We start from the raw sequence: 17,018 nt of genomic DNA on the forward strand, positions 1-17,018 counted from the left end.
GCTGAAACCTTCGGTTGCGCTGTTAGGCTACACAGGCGTGCTGACGGGCGTCGGGCTTGTGCTTGGCATCGCGAATGACCGTCTGCCGTCGGTAGCGGCAGACTTGTACTGGGCCGTGATGCTGGCGCTGACCGGATTCGCGCTGGTCGACGCCATCCGGCTCGCCCGTCAGCCTTCGCCTCGGCTGCGTCGGCAACTGCCGGGCAGTCTGGCGCTGGGGCGCTGGAGCGAAGTGCGCCTGGAAATCGAGTCGCTGGCGAAGTCCGGGCAAACCATCGTCCTGTTCGATCATCCACCACCTGAGCTTGAGTTCGAGCATCTGCCGCAAATCCTGACGCTCGAACCGCACAGCAGTGCCCAGGTCGGCTATCGCCTGCGCCCGGTGCGCCGAGGTCCTCTGGCCCTGCGGCAATGTGAGATTCAACTGCGCAGCCCGCTGGGATTGTGGTGGAGCCGCAGATACCTGCCGCTGACCGATGTCGTCCGTGTCTATCCGGATTTCGCTCGGCTGCACAATGGTCAGCTACTGGCAGTGGACAACCTGCTGGGGCAAATCGTCATACGCCAGCACCAGCGCCGCGGCACGGGTCTTGAGTTCCATCAGTTGCGGGAATTCCGCGACGGCGACAGCCTGCGCCAGATCGACTGGAAGGCGACCGCGCGTCAGCGCATGCCCATCGCGCGGGAATACCAGGATGAGCGCGATCAGCAGATCGTCTTTCTGCTGGATTGCGGGCGCCAGATGCGCAGTCAGGACGACGACCTCTCTCATTTCGACCACGCACTGAACGCTTGTCTGCTTCTAAGCTACGTTGCCCTGCGCCAGGGCGATGCAGTGGGCTTTTCGACCTTTGCCGCCGGAGTGGACAGACATTACACACCAGTCAAGGGTCAGGCTCAGCTTCACCGGCTGCTCAACGCCACCTATGAGCTGGAGCCGACGCATCGTCCGGCGGATTACGCCAACGCGGTTCGACAATTGATGGCGCGTCAGTACAAGCGTGCGCTGATCGTGCTCGTGACCAACCTGCGGGATGAAGAGGACCAGGAACTGCTCGACGCGACGAAACGCCTCGGCCAGCACCATCGAGTGCTGGTCGCGAGCCTTCGTGAGGAGATGTTCGAACGGGTGAGACACAACAGAGTGCAGACCTACGCAGACGCCTTGACCTACTGCGGCGTGCTGGAACTGCTCAATGCCCGTAACCGCTTGCACGAGCGCCTTGTCGCCCAAGGCGTGCCGGTACTCGATGCTCGCCCCGCGGAACTGGGGCCGCGCCTGATCACGCGTTATCTGGACTGGAAAAAGGCCGGCACGCTATGAGCCGGCCCCGTCCAATCGTTCAGGCAGAGGCTTCGAGCGGATAAAAGCTGAAATACCGACGCAGCAGACCAATGAATTCCAGATACTCAGTGGGAGCTCCACTGAGCAGAAAGCCGGAATCATAACTGCCGGGCGTTTCGTCCTCCTTACACCACATGCACGTCCCTTGAACATCGATGTATTTCTGTTCGTTACTGCCGGCAGGTATTTTCAGCCGAAGCTCGAACTGCGCGCCTGTCAGCATCGGCAGATCACTGATCACCATCAAACCGTTCTCGGAGACGTTACCCAGGCAACCTAGCGGACGGTCCGTATGTCGGTTGAATACCTGAAGATAGTCCTGCAATTGGTGACGTTCGATTCTTCGTTCTATAAGCATGGTGGCCGCCTTTCTAGAGACCAAGTGAGCCTGGTCAAGCAAACATTTCGAGCTTGCTGCAGCCTTACTACGCATCCTGCTGCAGATCCTTCCGCCACAGAGTCTTAACAGACCCTTGCGCACCCGTAACAGTCAGACTAGCTCAAAAATCACTGACATCCACCCGAAAACGCCACCAGTCATCCAATCGGGTGTAATCAGCGTGAAGCAGGAAAAGCCTTGACTGGCGGGGCTTTAGGGAAATGCCCCAACTGCGCGAGCGTATCCAGGCGTGCCCGTGCCCGATAGGCGTATTCGCTTTCGGGGTACTGGGCGATAAGGAACTGATACGTCTGCGCAGCATCGACGTACAGCTTTTGTCGCTCCAGACACTGACCGCGCAACATGGACACTTCCGGCTGGACGTAGCGGCGCGAACGGCTCTGACGTTCGACTTTCGACAGATCGAGCATGACCCGCTCGCAATCGCCCTGCTGATAAGCCAGGTAGGCATGGTCCAGATTGGAATTCATCGACCAACGGGTACAGCCGCCGAGCGCGGCGAGCATTACAGCAATCACTAGAATACGCATGAAAATCTCCTGTCCTGTGCTCGTTTATCGACCTGCCAGCGATTTTCTTCACCATCGATTGCGCGCCGACTGTCAGCCGATCGCCCTGCCGATTCATGGCGCGCTAGTGCAAAGAGGGTGTTTACAAAATGGCTGCGCTCGACAATACAGCGTTGAAATCGGTCTCAAAATGCTCATTTACTCCATGTAAACTCCGCTTTTTCGACCGATTTCGCCTTGTCTTGCCTTCGCTCGCCGATTTTAAACACCCTCACAGGAACAATGACTAAAAGCACAGACAGGAGTAGCCTCTCGCTGCGCTTCAATTAAGGAGTTTGTGCATGACCGTTCGCCGCACCAAAATCGTCGCCACACTGGGCCCTGCCAGTAACTCGCCGGAAGTCATCGAGCAACTGATCCTCTCGGGTCTGGACGTTGCCCGCCTGAACTTCTCCCACGGAACCCCGGACGAGCACAAGGCTCGCGCGAAGCTGATTCGCGATATCGCCGCCAGGCACGGCCGCTTCGTTGCGCTGCTGGGCGACCTCCAGGGTCCGAAGATCCGGATCGCCAAGTTCGCCAACAAGCGAATCGAACTGAAAGTCGGTGACAAATTCACCTTCTCTACCGCTCATCCGCTGACCGAGGGTACCCAGGACATCGTCGGTATCGACTATCCGGACCTGGTCAAGGATTGCGGCGTGGGCGACGAGCTGCTGCTCGACGACGGACGCGTGGTCATGCGCGTGGACACCCAGACCGCCGAAGCACTGCATTGCACCGTGCTGATCGGTGGCCCGCTGTCGGACCACAAAGGCATCAACCGTCGCGGCGGCGGTCTTACCGCCCCGGCGCTGACCGACAAGGACAAGCAGGACATCAAGCTGGCCGCCGAGATGGAGCTGGACTATCTGGCCGTTTCCTTCCCGCGCGATGCCGCCGACATGGAATACGCGCGCCAGCTGCGTGACGAAGCAGGCGGCACTGCCTGGCTGGTCGCCAAGATCGAGCGCGCCGAAGCCGTCGCAAACGACGGAGTGCTCGATGAGCTGATCCGCGCCAGCGACGCAGTGATGGTCGCTCGCGGCGACCTGGGTGTGGAAATCGGCGATGCCGAACTGGTCGGCATCCAGAAGAAGATCATTCTGCACGCCCGTCGCCACAACAAGGCCGTGATCGTCGCCACCCAGATGATGGAGTCGATGATTTCCAGCCCGATGCCGACGCGCGCCGAAGTGTCCGACGTGGCGAACGCCGTGCTCGACTACACCGACGCCGTGATGCTGTCCGCCGAAAGCGCCGCCGGCTCGTACCCGATCGAAGCTGTACAGGCCATGGCCCGCATCTGCCTGGGCGCCGAGCGTCACCCGACCGGCAAGACATCCAGCCATCGCATCGGTCACTCCTTCACCCGTTGCGACGAAAGCATCGCGCTGGCCGCCATGTACACGGCCAACCACTTCCCGGGCGTGAAAGCGATCATCGCGCTGACCGAAAGCGGCTACACCCCGCTGATCATGTCGCGGATTCGCTCCTCGGTACCGATCTACGCGTTCTCCCCGCACCGGGAAACCCAGGCACGCGCCGCCATGTTCCGTGGCGTCTACACCGTGCCGTTCGACCCGGCGAACCTGCCGCCGGGCCAGGTCAGCCAGTCCGCCGTGGACGAGCTGCTCAAGCGCGGGCTGGTGGAGCAAGGCGACTGGGTCATCCTGACCAAGGGCGACAGCTACCACACCATTGGCGGCACCAACGGCATGAAGATCCTGCACGTCGGCGATCCGATGGTCTGATCGACCAGCGCTGTGAAAAAGGCCCCGTCTCGCAAGAGGCGGGGCCTTTTCTTTGGCGGCCTGCCCGTTCTATGCGCGCGCCAGGAATTGGTCCGCCAGCACCTGATGGCGTGGCAACCCGGCCAGATAAAGGCTGCGGGCGAAGCTTTCGACACTGTGGGAGCTGCCACACAGCAGTGCGATGGTCTGTCGGGACAACAGGCGCAGATCCGTGGACAAGGTTTGAAGTTCGTCCGGAACGATCAAGCGGACGTTCAATTGCGGATACGAGCCGGCCAATGCCTGAAGGTCATTCGCCAGATAATGCTCCGATCTGTCGGCCGCCAGATGCATCACCCGGATCGGCCCCTGGTGCTCGCGCCGCAAGGCTTCACGCAGCACGCCCCAGAGTGGCGCCAGCCCGGTTCCGGCAGCGAGCAGCAGAAGCGGCCGGTCCTGCCAGTCGGGATCGTAATGCAAGGCGCCAGCGCGCAGCTCGCCGAGCCGGACACTGTCGCCCGGTTGCAGGCGCCTGGCGGCATCGCAGAACGCGCCCGGTCGCGCGCAATCGAGATGGAATTCCAGAAAGTCATCTGCTCCTGGCAGACTCGCCAGCGAATAAGGCCGGGCGATGCTGCCTTCGACCCAGAGTACCTGGTGTTGTCCGGCGTGATAGCGCACGGGGCGTTCAGGCCGCAGACGCAGGCGCAGCACCGCAGGGCTCAGCCAGTCGCTGCCAACTACACTGGCGGGCAATCCGTCACGGGCCGGATCGAAGACTTCGATGCTCAGGTCATCGACGATGCGACACTGACATGCCAGACGCCAACCTTGTCGGCGCTGTTCCGGGGTCAGCGCGTCGGGTGCCCCGTCGAGCGGTTCGCCGCGCACGCAATGCACCATGCACGCGTGACAACTGCCGGCCCGGCAACTGTAAGGCACGCCCAGACCCGCGTCATTCAAGGCATCCAGCAGATTGCTGCCGGCTGCCACCGGCCAGTGACGGTCGCCGACATGTAATTCAGGCATCGGGATAGTTCCAGGCCAGGCACAGAAAATATTCGCGATTGTACAGCCAGGCCGATTGGGCGGGTTATACTGCCGCGCCTTTTTGCGCCCGCTTCGGCTCACTGCAAACGCAGGTTCACTGCCGCGCTTCCAGACGCCCGCCGATAGCGTAATTGAATGTTCCCGTCCCCACAGAGGAGCGCGCCGCATGACCGTGATCAAGCAAGACGACCTGATTCAGAGCGTTGCCGATGCCCTGCAGTTCATTTCGTATTACCACCCCGTGGATTTCATCCAGGCGATGCACGAAGCGTATCTGCGCGAAGAATCGCCCGCTGCCCGTGATTCCATCGCCCAGATCCTGATCAACTCGCGCATGTGCGCGACCGGTCATCGCCCGATCTGCCAGGACACCGGGATCGTCACCGTGTTCGTGCGCGTCGGCATGGACGTGCGCTGGGACGGGGCTACCCTGAGCCTGGACGACATGATCAACGAGGGCGTGCGTCGCGCCTACAACCTGCCGGAAAACGTGCTGCGCGCGTCGATCCTGGCCGACCCGGCGGGCGCTCGCAAGAACACCAAGGACAACACCCCCGCTGTCATCCACTACTCCATCGTGCCGGGCAACACCGTTGAAGTCGACGTCGCGGCCAAGGGCGGCGGCTCGGAAAACAAGTCCAAGATGGCGATGCTCAACCCGTCCGACTCCATCGTCGACTGGGTCCTGAAAACCGTGCCGACCATGGGCGCCGGCTGGTGCCCGCCCGGCATGCTCGGCATCGGCATCGGCGGCACCGCCGAGAAAGCGGCGGTCATGGCCAAGGAAGTGTTGATGGAGTCCATCGACATCCATGAGCTCAAGGCACGTGGCCCGCAGAACCGTATCGAGGAGCTGCGTCTGGAGCTGTTCGAAAAGGTCAACCAGCTGGGCATCGGTGCCCAGGGCCTGGGCGGCCTGACCACCGTACTCGACGTCAAGATCATGGACTACCCGACCCACGCGGCATCCCTGCCGGTGTGCATGATCCCCAACTGCGCCGCCACGCGCCACGCGCACTTTGTGCTCGACGGCTCGGGCCCTGCCGAACTGGAAGCGCCATCGTTGGACGCCTACCCGGAAATCGTCTGGGAAGCCGGCCCGTCGGCCCGCCGCGTCAACCTCGACACCCTGACGCCGGAAGAAGTGCAAAGCTGGAAACCGGGCGAAACCGTGCTGCTCAACGGCAAGATGCTCACCGGCCGCGACGCCGCGCACAAGCGCATGGTCGAGATGCTCAACAAGGGTGAAACCCTGCCGGTAGACCTCAAGGGCCGCTTCATCTACTACGTCGGCCCGGTCGATCCGGTGCGCGAGGAAGTCGTTGGCCCGGCTGGCCCGACCACGGCCACGCGGATGGACAAGTTCACCCGCCAGATTCTCGATCAGACCGGCCTGCTGGGCATGATCGGCAAATCCGAGCGCGGCCCGACCGCCATCGACGCCATCAAGGAACACAAGGCCGTCTACCTCATGGCCGTCGGCGGCGCCGCTTACCTGGTGGCTCAAGCGATCAAGAAATCCAAAGTCGTCGCCTTCGCCGAGCTGGGCATGGAAGCGATCTACGAGTTCGAGGTCAAGGACATGCCAGTGACCGTCGCGGTCGACGCCAACGGCGAATCGGTCCACATCACTGGCCCTGCGATCTGGCAGAAGAAGATCAGCGACAGCCTGGCGGTGGAAGTGCAGTAAGCGCGTCATCGCAAAAAAAGAACCCGGCGAAAGCCGGGTTTTTTGTGGGTTTTGTGGAAGATGACCAGACACTGCGTCTTGATTCACGGCTGAATCTCAGTCCCCAACAACTCCAGAAACGCCGCCAGCCAGGCAGGATGCGCCGGCCAGGCGGGTGCCGTCACCAGATTGCCCTCGGTATGGGCGGCGGTTATTTCGATGTCCATGAAGGTTCCGCCGGCCAGCCGCACTTCAGGCGCGCAGGCTGGATACGCGCTGCATTCCCGGCCTTTGAGAATGCCGGCGGCGGCCAGTAACTGCGCGCCGTGACAGACCGCAGCGATGGGTTTGTCCGCTTTGTCGAAGTTGCGAATCCATTCGAGAACGGTATCGTTGAGTCGCAGATATTCAGGGGCTCTTCCGCCTGGAATGACCAGTGCGTCGTAGGCTTCTATCCTGACCTTGTCGAAATCGTGGTTCAGCGCGAAGTGGTGTCCGGGCTTTTCGCTATAGGTCTGGTCGCCCTCGAAATCGTGGATGGCCGTGCGCACGGTCTGCCCCGACGTCTTGCCGGGGCAAACGACATGCACGACATGCCCCACCATTTGCAGCGCCTGGTACGGCACCATCACTTCGTAGTCCTCGACGTAATCGCCGACCAGCATGAGGATTTTCCTGGCAGTCATCGTCATTCTCCTGGTGGTTTTCCATAAGAGAACAGCCTAGACCGGGAGTGCCGCAGATTCATTGCCCGACTGCCGGGCGGCGTTTTGCGCCGGAACGCCTGAAGGCGTTGTACGCGAAACCGTCGTAGGAGCCAGCTTGCTGGCGATAGCGTTTCATTGAGCGACAAGCATGTTGTGGCTATGCCGGCCTCTCGCCAGCAAGCTGACTCCTACGCGGGGCATTCGTCGTTCTTCAATCCCGTCGGATCAACAGATTGACCACCAACCGGTCCACCCAACCCCAGACACGTTGTTTGACCCGACGCCACAGCGGCCTGGACTTCCAGTCCTGCAACGTCACTTCGGTGCTGTGGGCGAAATCCTTTTCGAAGCTGGCGACGACGTCGCCTGTCAGCTCGGGGTCGAGCGCTTCGAGGTTGGCTTCCAGGTTGAAACGCAGGTTCCAGTGATCGAAGTTGCACGAGCCGATGCTCACCCAGTCATCAATCAACACCATCTTGAGATGCAGGAAACAGGGCTGGTATTCGAAGATCCTCACCCCAGCGCGCAGCAGACGCGGATAGTAGCGGTGCCCGGCATAACGTACCGAAGAATGGTCGGTGCGGGGCCCGGTGAGCAACAGGCGAACATCCACGCCCCGAGCGGCGGCGCGGCGCAACGACCAGCGTATTTTCCAGGTGGGCAGAAAATACGGTGTCGCCAGCCAGACTCGCTTGCGCCCGCTGTTCACGGCACGGACCAGCGATTGCACGATGTCGCGATGCTGCCGCGAGTCGGCATAAGCGACCCGCCCCAGGCCCTCGCCCGCGGCAGGCGCGCGGGGAAGGCGCGTCAGGCCGAAGTTCTCCTGCGGTCGCCAGGCGATGCGCTGCTGGTTGGCGTGGAACTGCCGATCGAACAGTGCCTGCCAGTCGATCACCAAGGGCCCGGTGATTTCCACCATCACCTCGTGCCACTGACTGGTATCGCGATCCGGCTCCCAGAATTCGTCGGTGACGCCGGTGCCGCCGACCATTGCGAGCGCCTTGTCGACCACCAGAATCTTGCGGTGGTCGCGATAGAAGTTGCGTATGCCGCGTCGCCAGGAAATCGGGTTGTAGAAGCGCAGGATTACCCCGGCCTCGGTCAGTTGCCGTCGCAGCCCGGCGTCGAATGCCTGGGAACCGAAATCGTCGAACAGGCAGCGTACGATCACGCCACGCCGGGCGGCGTCCGCCAGCGCCCGGACGATGGCATCGGCGCAAGCGCCGGCTTCCACCAGATAGAGTTCAAGATCGACCTGCTGCTCGGCCGCATCGATGGCCGCGATCATGCGCGGAAAGAACGCCGGGCCGTCGATCAGCAGACTGAACCGATTGTCTTCACGCCACGGAAAGATCATTCCAGCCATATCAGCGCGCCGTGAAGATCAGCACGGCGCCGACCGGAACCGACAGGCTGAGCGCCGAGAGACGGGCCGAAGCGCGCAAGGCGTTGAAGTTCGGCACCAGTCCGAAATCCTGGGCGTGGACCACCAAAGGCTCCAGCGTCACCACTTGAAAGCGGCGATCATCCAGGCGGGTCGCCAGCAATTGCGCGTTGTAGCTGTGGCTCTGGCCGGCCAACCGCACGTTCAACGGCAGTCTCAGCTCCAGCTGCGCACCCGGCGCGAGCGCATTGATTGGCCGCAGATCCAGTCGGGCGCTGATACGCGCGGAGGGATATTTGCCAATCTGAAACACTTGTTCACGAATGCGCTCGTCACGCAGCGGGATGCCGGTATTGACCGACTCCAGTTCGACCTCGACTTCCGCCAGCCCCTTGTCGTCGACCTTGCCATGCAACACGAGAAAGCGATGCACTTCGGCGATATCGGCATTCTTGGTGGAGGTGAAGGACAAGCGGGACGACTCGTTGTCCAGGTACCAACCGGCATGGGCGGGTAACGCCAGCGCGGCCAGTAAAGCCGGCAGCAGGCGAAGCGTTTTGAGCATGCGAACTCCGTGAGGTCAAGGTCGGCGCAACCTTATCCGCCTGTCTGACCGCTGGCAATCCGCTACGTTCGTCACAATGTTTCTCCAGGCATACAGCTTAGGGTTCCAGTCGGCAGCCCTGGCGCACACCCAGCCAGGTCGCAGTGGCGCTGCGGCCAAGACCGCGCGCCGTGACGCTCCTGCGCACCGAATCATCGACCAGCGTGCTGGACACGTACTGTTTTACGTAGCCTCGGCAGTAGGCTTCCGGGCTGCTCATCACATATCGGCAGGAACAATATTCCTTGGCGGTGTAGGCGCTGATGATGCTTGGGAAGGCCTGCAACGCAACCCGATGCTGCCAGACGAGAATCACGAGACCGGCGCCGGCCAGCAATGCCAGGCTGGTAAAAGGATGTCTTCGGACGAAGCTCTGCTCGCTCATTTCGTACCCTGCCCGGTGAAGGCCGCCCGCACCAGCCCCAGCAGTCGGTTGTGCTCGAAGCTGCCGTCCCGGCCGTCTGCGTAACGCACTACCACCAGACCTTCGCTGGGGATGACGTACAACGCCTGTCCCCAGTGACCCAGCGCGGCGAAGGTGTCGGGTGGGGCGTCGGGCCACGGACCGGCACTCGACGCGGCGCTGCGGTTGAGCCACCAGTGCCCGCCCGGCGCTTCGCCGCCCGGCTGCAGGTTGATGGCGGCAGCTGGCGTGAGAACGAAGTCGATCCATTGCGTGGGGATTATCTGCCGCTGCCGCCAGCGTCCGCCGCGCTGCATCGCAAGGCCGATCCGCGCCAGGTCGCGAGCCGTCATGTAGACATAGGACGAGCCCACGAACGTCCCGCTGTGGTCCGTTTCCCAGACGGCGCTGCGAATGCCGAGCGGGTCGAACAAGGCGGTCCAGGGATAATCGGGGTAGGCCTCTGCGCCGACCATGGTCTTCAACGCCGCGGCGAGCACGTTGCTGTCGCCGCTGGAGTATCGATAGTGGCTGCCGGCAGTCGCGTAACGCGGATGGCCGGCCGCGAAACCGGCCATGTCGCCCCGACCGCGGGTATAGAGCATCGCGACCACCGAGGAGTTGAGCGGTGCGTATTCGTAGTCTTCCTGCCAGTCCAGCCCGGACGTCCAGTTGAGCAGGTCGCGGATTCTGATATCCGGGTGGGCTTCGAACGCCGGGTAGAACCTTGCCACCGGGTCGTCAAGGCCGAAGCGCCCTTCTCCGAAAGCCACACCCAGCACGCTGGCCAGCACGCTCTTGCTGATCGACCAGGTCAGATGCGGCGTATCGACCGTGGTCGGTCCGGCGTAGCGCTCATACAGGATCTCTCCATTGCCGATCACCAGCAGCGCGTCGGTACGAATGCCAGCGCGGGTGTCGTCGTCGCGGGGCGCAAAGGCGTAGCGCTCCAGGGCCTCCAGCGCCGTAGTGTGCGGGATCGGACGCGTGGTCCATTGTTCGCCCGGCCAGGTTTCGGCGTGGGCAGTCTGCGCGCTGAGGCTCGCCGCCAAGAGCGCGCATAGCGATACGAGTCGATGAAACATCCGGCGATACCTGACAGGGAGTTTTCGCATTCTGGCAGGGCTTCATGACACTAATCGCATGCGAAAACACTCTTGGCCTGGTTCAGGCGCGCTGCGCCACCCGCCGTAGGAGCCAGCTTGCTGGCGATCTGGCGCGAAGCGGCAGCAAAGCGAACACCACGGTGCATCGGTCACCAAGCGCTTATCGCCAGCAAGCTGGCTCCTACCCGCGTCACGCGCCCCGGTCACACAACCATCACCAAAGCTTCACGGCCGTGACACGGCATCTCCCTAGCCTGCGGGTACAGCAAAGCGCTTGGACCACTCAGTCGACCGGCCAGCCATGCAACGCTGGCTCAGGAGAGTTCGTATGACCCAGATCGCCCGCATTCGTGACAACACTTCCGAACGCCGCCTTCAAGCCGAGCGCCTGATCGGGCCAAGCGCTTTGCAGGAAGCCCAGGCTTTGCGTTTCAGCGTGTTCAGCGAAGAGTTCAACGCCCTCCTGAACGGCGCGGAGCTGGGCCTGGATATGGACGATTACGACCTGCATTGCGCACATATCGGTGTGCGCGATCTGAACACCGGGCGACTGGTTGCAACCACCCGCCTGCTGGATCATCAGGCGGCAAAGAACCTTGGGCGTTTCTACAGCGAAGAAGAATTCAGCCTGCATGGGCTGGTTCAGCTGGAAGGGCCGATTCTGGAGCTGGGCCGCACCTGCGTCGACCCTGCCTACCGCAACGGTGGCACCATCGCGGTGTTGTGGAGCGAACTGGCCGAAGTGCTCAACGAAGGCGGCTACAGCTATCTGATGGGTTGCGCCAGCATTCCCATGCAGGACGGCGGCGTCCAGGCTCACGCGATCATGCAGCGCCTGCGCGACCGTTATCTATGCAATCAGCACTTGCGTGCCGAACCGAAGAACCCGTTGCCGCAAATGGACATCCCCGGCAATGTGATCTGCGAAATGCCGCCGCTACTCAAGGCCTACATGCGCCTGGGCGCGAAGATCTGCGGCGAGCCGTGCTGGGACGAAGATTTCCAGGTCGCCGATGTGTTCATCCTGCTCAAGCGCGACGACCTCTGCCCGCGCTACGCCCGCCACTTCAAGGCTGCGGTGTGATGAATCGGCTGCGCGGCTACGCGCGGGTGATACGGGTGCTGCTGGTGGTCGCCCTGGGTTTGATGATCGCCGGCGCTTTCGGGTTGCTCGAGCGCTTGAAGGTCGGCAGCTCCATGCAGCGCCGCCAGCGCTGGAGTCGCTGGTTCATGGCGCGCCTGAGCAACGCCCTGCCGTTTCGCGTCACCGTCAGCGGCAACCTGCCGACCCGACCAATGCTGTGGGTCGCCAATCACGTGTCATGGACCGACATCCCCCTGCTGGGCATGCTCGCCCCGCTGTCGTTTCTGTCCAAAGCCGAAGTGCGCACCTGGCCGGTGGCGGGCTGGCTGGCGCTCAAGGCCGGCACCTTGTTCATCCGCCGCGGTTCGGGAGACAGCCGTCTGCTGCAGAACCAGATGTGCGGCCACTTGCGACAGGGCAATGCACTGATGATCTTTCCCGAGGGCACCACGACCGACGGGCGCAGCCTGCGCACCTTTCATGGGCGGCTTCTGTCCAGTGCCATCGAGGCGCACGTGGAAATCCAGCCCGTGGCCATCGCCTACACCCGCGACGGCCAGCCTGACCTCATCGCTCCTTTCATCGGCGATGACGATCTGCTCTCGCATTTGCGTCGTTTGTTCGCCCACGAGCAGAGCGACGTGCACATTCATCTGCTCGAACCCATTCCCACAGCGGGACAGGAACGTGCCGCTCTAGCGTTTCAAGCCCGCCAGGCCATTCATGGCGCGCTGTTCGGCATTGAAGATCAGGTCGCGTCGCGTCCGGCCAGAGCGGCCTGAGCAAAGTCCTGCAGCACCGGGTAGAACGCCGCGAAGTCGTCACTCAATGGCTGATAGAGGGTGCGCAGTTGCCGCATGCCGCCGGCCAGCGCCTCCGGCCGTGACAGACGCCGGGAAATGCCCGCCAGCACCTGCTCCAGCACTTCGAAGTCGCGGTAGGAACCCAGCCAGTCCTGCGCTGCCATGCGCGGCGCGATGGCCGCAAGCCGGCCCGGCAGATCGGGTTCGGCGCGCAATACCGCATAGACGTTGCGCGTGAAAGCTTCCAACGGCATGTCAGCATGCAGATGCCAGTCGCGTGCCAGGCAGTGGTCAAAAAACACATCCAGCATGATCCCGGCGTAACGGCGCTGCTCGGCAGGAAACCGCGCCAGGGCGTTCAGGATCAGCGGGTGGCTGTCAGTGAACGCGTCGATGCTGCGATGCAGGCGGATCGAGGCTTCCAGCTCGGGCGCAAAGCGTCCGGCCAGCAAACCTTTGACGAAATCGCCATAAAGACTGCCGAGCAATTGCGCGGGGCGCTGCCCGCCGAGGTGAAGGTGCGCGAGGTAGTTCATGCCACAGAGACTACGCCGATTCGGGACCGCAAGCCAATATCGTTATAACCCGATATAGCGATTCGTTCCGGGGTGATAACCTTCGCGTATTTGTACATCGCGAAACACCAATATACGATTCGCTGTATCGCGATATACCGTTACATCTTTTCAGAGAACGACATGACCATCGACCTCGACGAAATCATGAAAGCCCTGGCCCACCCGGTACGCCGCCAGATCCTGACCTGGCTGAAAGACCCGTTGGCGTGCTTCCCTGACCAGGCTCATTCCAACGAACACGGCGTCTGCGCCGGGCAGATCGATCAGCGTGCCGGGCTTTCCCAATCGACGGTTTCCGCGCATCTGGCAACGCTGCAACGCGCAGGCCTGATCACCAGCAAGAAGGTCGGTCAGTGGCACTTCTTCAAGCGCAACGAAGCCGTCATCCAGGCCTTCGTCGCGGCGCTGGTCAAAGAGCTCGACAAGCCTTCCTGATCCGCTTCTCGACAAAATCGTTCGCGTACCCCGCTACTCAATTCTGGCTCCCGCTACCAACTGATCACTCAAGAGGGTTCAACATGAGCACTATCTTCGACCCGATCACAATCGGCGACCTGCAACTGCCCAACCGCATCGTAATGGCGCCGCTGACCCGCTGCCGCGCCGACGAGGGCCGCGTTCCCAATGCCATGATGGCCGAGTACTACGTGCAGCGCGCGTCCGCCGGCCTGATCCTGAGCGAAGCGACGTCGGTCACGCCGATGGGCGTCGGCTACCCGAACACGCCGGGGATCTGGTCCAGCGATCAGGTCCGTGGCTGGAGCAACATCACCAAGGCCGTGCATGGCGCGGGCGGGCGGATCATGCTGCAGCTATGGCATGTGGGCCGGATTTCGCATTCGTCTTATTTGGACGGTGAAGCCCCGGTTGCACCGAGCGCGATCAAGCCCGAAGGCCATGTGAGCCTGATGCGGCCGATCACCGGCTTCGAGACGCCACGTCCGCTGGACCTGGAAGAGATCGCCGATGTCATCGAGGCCTATCGCATTGCCGCGGAAAACGCCAAGGCCGCGGGTTTCGACGGCGTAGAGATTCATGGTGCCAACGGCTACCTGCTCGATCAGTTCCTGCAAAGCAGCACCAACCAGCGCACCGACCGCTACGGTGGCTCGGTGGAAAACCGTGCCCGCCTGTTGCTGGAAGTGACCGATGCGGCCATCGAAATCTGGGGCGCGGGTCGGGTAGGCGTTCACTTGTCGCCACGTGCGGATCTGCACGATATGGGCGATGAAAACCTGGCGGAAACCTTCGGCTACGTCGCTCGCGAACTGGGCAAGCGCGGTATCGCCTTCATCTGCGCCCGCGAGCGGGACGCGGACGACAGCATCGGACCGCAACTGAAAGAAGCGTTCGGCGGTGTGTATATCGCCAACGAGAAATTCACCAAGGACAGCGCCAACGCCTGGCTAGCTGAAGGCAAGGCCGATGCCGTGGCCTTCGGCGTGCCTTACATCGCCAATCCGGACCTGCCGGAGCGACTGGCCCAGGACGCACCGCTGAACGAGCCGCACCCGGAAACCTTCTACGCCAAGGGGCCGGTCGGGTATATCGATTATCCGCGGATGTAAAAACGACCGCGGCGGCGAGACGTCTGGCTCCTACACCCGCACATCGCTTCACCGCTGGGCGCTGACCTGTCGGGACAGGTTCTGGATCTGACTGGTCAGTGTATTGATGTTGCGGGTCACCTGGGCACGGAACGCATCGAACTCGGTGGTATTACTGGCCGCTGACGGAGCGGGACGGTTTTCCTGCTCGCTCTTGAGCACGATCAGGTCCTGCTCCAGCCGTTCGATGGCCGCTGTCGGGTTGCCCTGTTTCTTCAACGTCGCCACATCGGCGCTCAGGCTCTTGAGCTGGGCATCGAGTGTGGCTTGTCCGGCCTGCGCGGCCTTCATGTCCGGCAGGCCGTTCTTGACGTTGGTCAATTCGATGACCACGGCCTTGAGCTGTTCCTGCAACTGCGCGTTGTCGGTGCGCTGCTGAGCCGCCTGAGCGCTCAATTCTTCAAGACGCTTGTCCAGGCTCGACTGCTGACCTTCGGCACCGGCGCGAATCTTTTCCTGATCGTCGAGTTGCGATTCGAGCAGCTTGATCCGTTGCTTGAGCGCCTCGCCTTCGCTGGACAGCGATTCGGTCGCCACCACCTTGCCGGAGATATCCTGCAGACGCCCCGCCGCTTCCTCGCTGATCCGCGCAAAACTTTCCTGAGTCGCAACCAGTTGCTGCTCCATCAGCGAGATCTGCTGAAAACTCCACCAGCCCAGGCCGCAGAAGGCGATGAACAGCGCACCGACCAACGCCCACAACGGGCCGGTGCTCGGTGCCTTGATCTTCGCGGCGGGCGTGGATCTCGAATAGACCGTGGTGCGCTCGCGAGCGCCTGGGGCCGGTACGAAGTCATCGTCGTCGTCCTTTGCGCTCAGGCTTGGAACGTCATCGACGTCGTCATAGGGATCGTTACGCATGGGCAACCCTTCAAGAAACTGTTGAAACCAAAGTTGAGCAGTATAACGACGACGCTTGCGGCCTACAGTGCTCAGATCGTTTGTTGCGCTTGCCACCAGCCGCAGAACTCATCCAGCGCCGACCACAGGCTGGTTTGCGGTTCATAGCCCAGATAATGCCGTGCGCGGCTGATATCCAGGGTGAAATCCTTGTTCATGATCTGCGCGCCAAGCCGCGACACGGTCGGCTCCGGCCTGCCCGGCCAGAGCAGGCAGGCACCCTCGTTGAGCGCTCCGGCGGCATACGCCAGCGCATATGAGCGGTAACGCCGGACCTGCGGCAACTGCATGCGCCGCATCACATAGTTGATCGCATCCCAGAGCGGCACCGGTACGCCGTTACTGATGTTGTAGGCCTTGCCCAACGCAGAACCGGAAGCCAGCAGACTGCTTAACATGGCCTGATTAAGGTTTTGCATGCTGGTGAAATCGACCTTGTTGAGACCGTTGCCGACGATCGCCAGACGTTTCTTGCGCTGCATGTGCAGCAAGCGCGGGAAAATGCTGGTGTCGCCGGCTCCGGTGACGAAGCGCGGCCGCAGCGCAATCACTTCCAGGCCGAATTCCTCGGCGCCGAACACCTTCTGCTCGGCCATGTACTTGGTGGCAGCATAGTGATTGTGAAAACGTTTAGGGACCTGGCTTTCCTTGATGTCCAGGTGCGACCGACCATCGAAATAGATCGAGGGCGACGATAAATGGACCAGGCGCCGGACCCGCCGCTTCAGGCACGCTTCGACGATATTTTCGGTGAGCTGAACGTTGCCGGTCACGAAATCCTGACGTCGCCCCCAGGTGCCGACGGCTCCGGCGCAATGCACCACGGCCTCGACATCCGTGCACAGTCGGGTGACCAGATCGGCGTCGGTCAGATCGCCTTCCACGAACTCGGCACCGCGCTTTTGCAGATGTTCGACGCCCGCCGCACGCCGGCCATTGATCCGCACGCTCATGCCCTGCTCCAGCGCGAAACGCGCGAAACGCCCGCCGATGAAGCCGCTTGCGCCGGTGACCAGAATCTTCATTTACCGCTCCATAAAACCTTGTGCGGGGACGCTGTAGACCGTCCCCGATCATGACATGAACCTGTTGAC

At 62.1% G+C, this 17,018-nt stretch carries 18 protein-coding genes; 7 read left to right on the plus strand and 11 right to left on the minus strand.

The genetic code is table 11. The features are described 5' to 3' along the window. The first annotated feature begins 1 nt into the window (after position 1). Positions 2-1,324, plus strand: a complete 1,323-nt coding sequence (locus TRP66_RS09545) for a DUF58 domain-containing protein (RefSeq protein WP_333401748.1) — start codon at positions 2-4, stop codon at positions 1,322-1,324. 19 nt (positions 1,325-1,343) lie between these two features. On the opposite strand, the gene TRP66_RS09550 is transcribed toward TRP66_RS09545, so the two are convergent. Together TRP66_RS09550 and TRP66_RS09555 are read right to left on the minus strand one after the other, a co-directional pair. Continuing rightward, positions 1,344-1,703, minus strand: coding sequence for a PilZ domain-containing protein (locus TRP66_RS09550; protein WP_333401390.1), 360 nt, complete (start codon positions 1,701-1,703; stop codon positions 1,344-1,346). A 197-nt stretch (positions 1,704-1,900) separates the two neighbouring features. Beyond that, positions 1,901-2,275, minus strand: a complete 375-nt coding sequence (locus TRP66_RS09555) for a tetratricopeptide repeat protein (RefSeq protein WP_333401391.1) — start codon at positions 2,273-2,275, stop codon at positions 1,901-1,903. 320 nt (positions 2,276-2,595) lie between these two features. Here TRP66_RS09555 and pyk point away from each other — a divergent pair, with 320 nt between their 5' ends. Further along, entirely contained in the window at positions 2,596-4,047 is a 1,452-nt protein-coding gene (gene pyk, locus TRP66_RS09560; RefSeq protein ID WP_333401392.1) for a pyruvate kinase, read from the plus strand. Between the two features lie 69 nt (positions 4,048-4,116). Here the strand turns inward: pyk and TRP66_RS09565 are convergent, their stop codons facing one another. Continuing rightward, positions 4,117-5,055, minus strand: a complete 939-nt coding sequence (locus TRP66_RS09565) for an iron-sulfur-binding ferredoxin reductase (RefSeq protein WP_333401393.1) — start codon at positions 5,053-5,055, stop codon at positions 4,117-4,119. Positions 5,056-5,242: 187 nt separating this feature from the next. Between TRP66_RS09565 and TRP66_RS09570 the strand changes: the two genes are divergently transcribed. Next, on the plus strand, positions 5,243-6,766 hold the full coding sequence (locus TRP66_RS09570) for a fumarate hydratase (RefSeq protein ID WP_333401394.1): 1,524 nt from the start codon (positions 5,243-5,245) through the stop codon (positions 6,764-6,766). 83 nt (positions 6,767-6,849) lie between these two features. On the opposite strand, the gene TRP66_RS09575 is transcribed toward TRP66_RS09570, so the two are convergent. The 5 genes from TRP66_RS09575 to TRP66_RS09595 all read right to left on the minus strand — a co-directional run bounded on the left by TRP66_RS09575 (position 6,850) and on the right by TRP66_RS09595 (position 10,931). Continuing rightward, positions 6,850-7,431 carry a DJ-1/PfpI family protein gene (locus TRP66_RS09575; RefSeq protein ID WP_333401395.1) on the minus strand — a complete coding sequence of 194 codons (582 nt, stop codon included), beginning with the start codon at positions 7,429-7,431 and terminating at the stop codon, positions 6,850-6,852. A gap of 232 nt (positions 7,432-7,663) precedes the next feature. Further along, positions 7,664-8,821, minus strand: a complete 1,158-nt coding sequence (locus TRP66_RS09580; RefSeq protein WP_333401396.1) for a phospholipase D-like domain-containing protein — start codon at positions 8,819-8,821, stop codon at positions 7,664-7,666. 1 nt (position 8,822) lies between these two features. After that, positions 8,823-9,404 carry a YceI family protein gene (locus TRP66_RS09585; protein WP_333401397.1) on the minus strand — a complete coding sequence of 194 codons (582 nt, stop codon included), beginning with the start codon at positions 9,402-9,404 and terminating at the stop codon, positions 8,823-8,825. Between the two features lie 97 nt (positions 9,405-9,501). Then, positions 9,502-9,828 (minus strand): amidase, encoded by a 327-nt coding sequence (locus TRP66_RS09590; RefSeq protein ID WP_333401398.1) that lies wholly within the window; start codon positions 9,826-9,828, stop codon positions 9,502-9,504. Then, positions 9,825-10,931: a serine hydrolase domain-containing protein gene (locus tag TRP66_RS09595; protein WP_333401399.1), complete on the minus strand. Its 1,107-nt coding sequence runs from the start codon at positions 10,929-10,931 to the stop codon at positions 9,825-9,827. Before TRP66_RS09595 ends, TRP66_RS09590 begins: the two co-directional genes overlap by 4 nt. A gap of 349 nt (positions 10,932-11,280) precedes the next feature. Between TRP66_RS09595 and olsB the strand changes: the two genes are divergently transcribed. Together olsB and TRP66_RS09605 are read left to right on the plus strand one after the other, a co-directional pair. Then, positions 11,281-12,036, plus strand: coding sequence for an L-ornithine N(alpha)-acyltransferase (gene olsB / locus TRP66_RS09600; protein WP_333401400.1), 756 nt, complete (start codon positions 11,281-11,283; stop codon positions 12,034-12,036). Continuing rightward, on the plus strand, positions 12,036-12,818 hold the full coding sequence (locus TRP66_RS09605) for a lysophospholipid acyltransferase family protein (RefSeq protein WP_333401401.1): 783 nt from the start codon (positions 12,036-12,038) through the stop codon (positions 12,816-12,818). The genes olsB and TRP66_RS09605 overlap by 1 nt, the downstream gene beginning before the upstream one ends. Here the strand turns inward: TRP66_RS09605 and TRP66_RS09610 are convergent. Continuing rightward, the gene (locus TRP66_RS09610) at positions 12,785-13,375 is read right to left on the minus strand and encodes an acyl carrier protein phosphodiesterase (RefSeq protein WP_333401402.1); all 591 of its coding nucleotides are present in this window, start codon (positions 13,373-13,375) and stop codon (positions 12,785-12,787) included. The two genes, TRP66_RS09605 and TRP66_RS09610, sit on opposite strands and share 34 nt — an antisense overlap. Before the next feature lie 162 nt (positions 13,376-13,537). Between TRP66_RS09610 and TRP66_RS09615 the strand changes: the two genes are divergently transcribed. Together TRP66_RS09615 and TRP66_RS09620 are read left to right on the plus strand one after the other, a co-directional pair. Then, on the plus strand, positions 13,538-13,852 hold the full coding sequence (locus TRP66_RS09615; RefSeq protein ID WP_333401403.1) for an ArsR/SmtB family transcription factor: 315 nt from the start codon (positions 13,538-13,540) through the stop codon (positions 13,850-13,852). A gap of 83 nt (positions 13,853-13,935) precedes the next feature. Continuing rightward, positions 13,936-14,985 carry an alkene reductase gene (locus TRP66_RS09620; RefSeq protein WP_333401404.1) on the plus strand — a complete coding sequence of 350 codons (1,050 nt, stop codon included), beginning with the start codon at positions 13,936-13,938 and terminating at the stop codon, positions 14,983-14,985. A gap of 48 nt (positions 14,986-15,033) precedes the next feature. Here TRP66_RS09620 and TRP66_RS09625 read toward each other — a convergent pair whose 3' ends face one another. Together TRP66_RS09625 and TRP66_RS09630 are read right to left on the minus strand one after the other, a co-directional pair. Beyond that, positions 15,034-15,885 (minus strand): ATPase, encoded by an 852-nt coding sequence (locus tag TRP66_RS09625; protein WP_333401405.1) that lies wholly within the window; start codon positions 15,883-15,885, stop codon positions 15,034-15,036. 71 nt (positions 15,886-15,956) lie between these two features. After that, a complete protein-coding gene (locus TRP66_RS09630) occupies positions 15,957-16,949 on the minus strand; it encodes an NAD-dependent epimerase/dehydratase family protein (protein ID WP_333401406.1) in 993 nt (330 codons plus the stop codon). Positions 16,950-17,018 lie beyond the last annotated feature (69 nt).

Source organism: Pseudomonas sp. JDS28PS106 (assembly GCF_036706555.1).
GTDB lineage: Bacteria > Pseudomonadota > Gammaproteobacteria > Pseudomonadales > Pseudomonadaceae > Aquipseudomonas.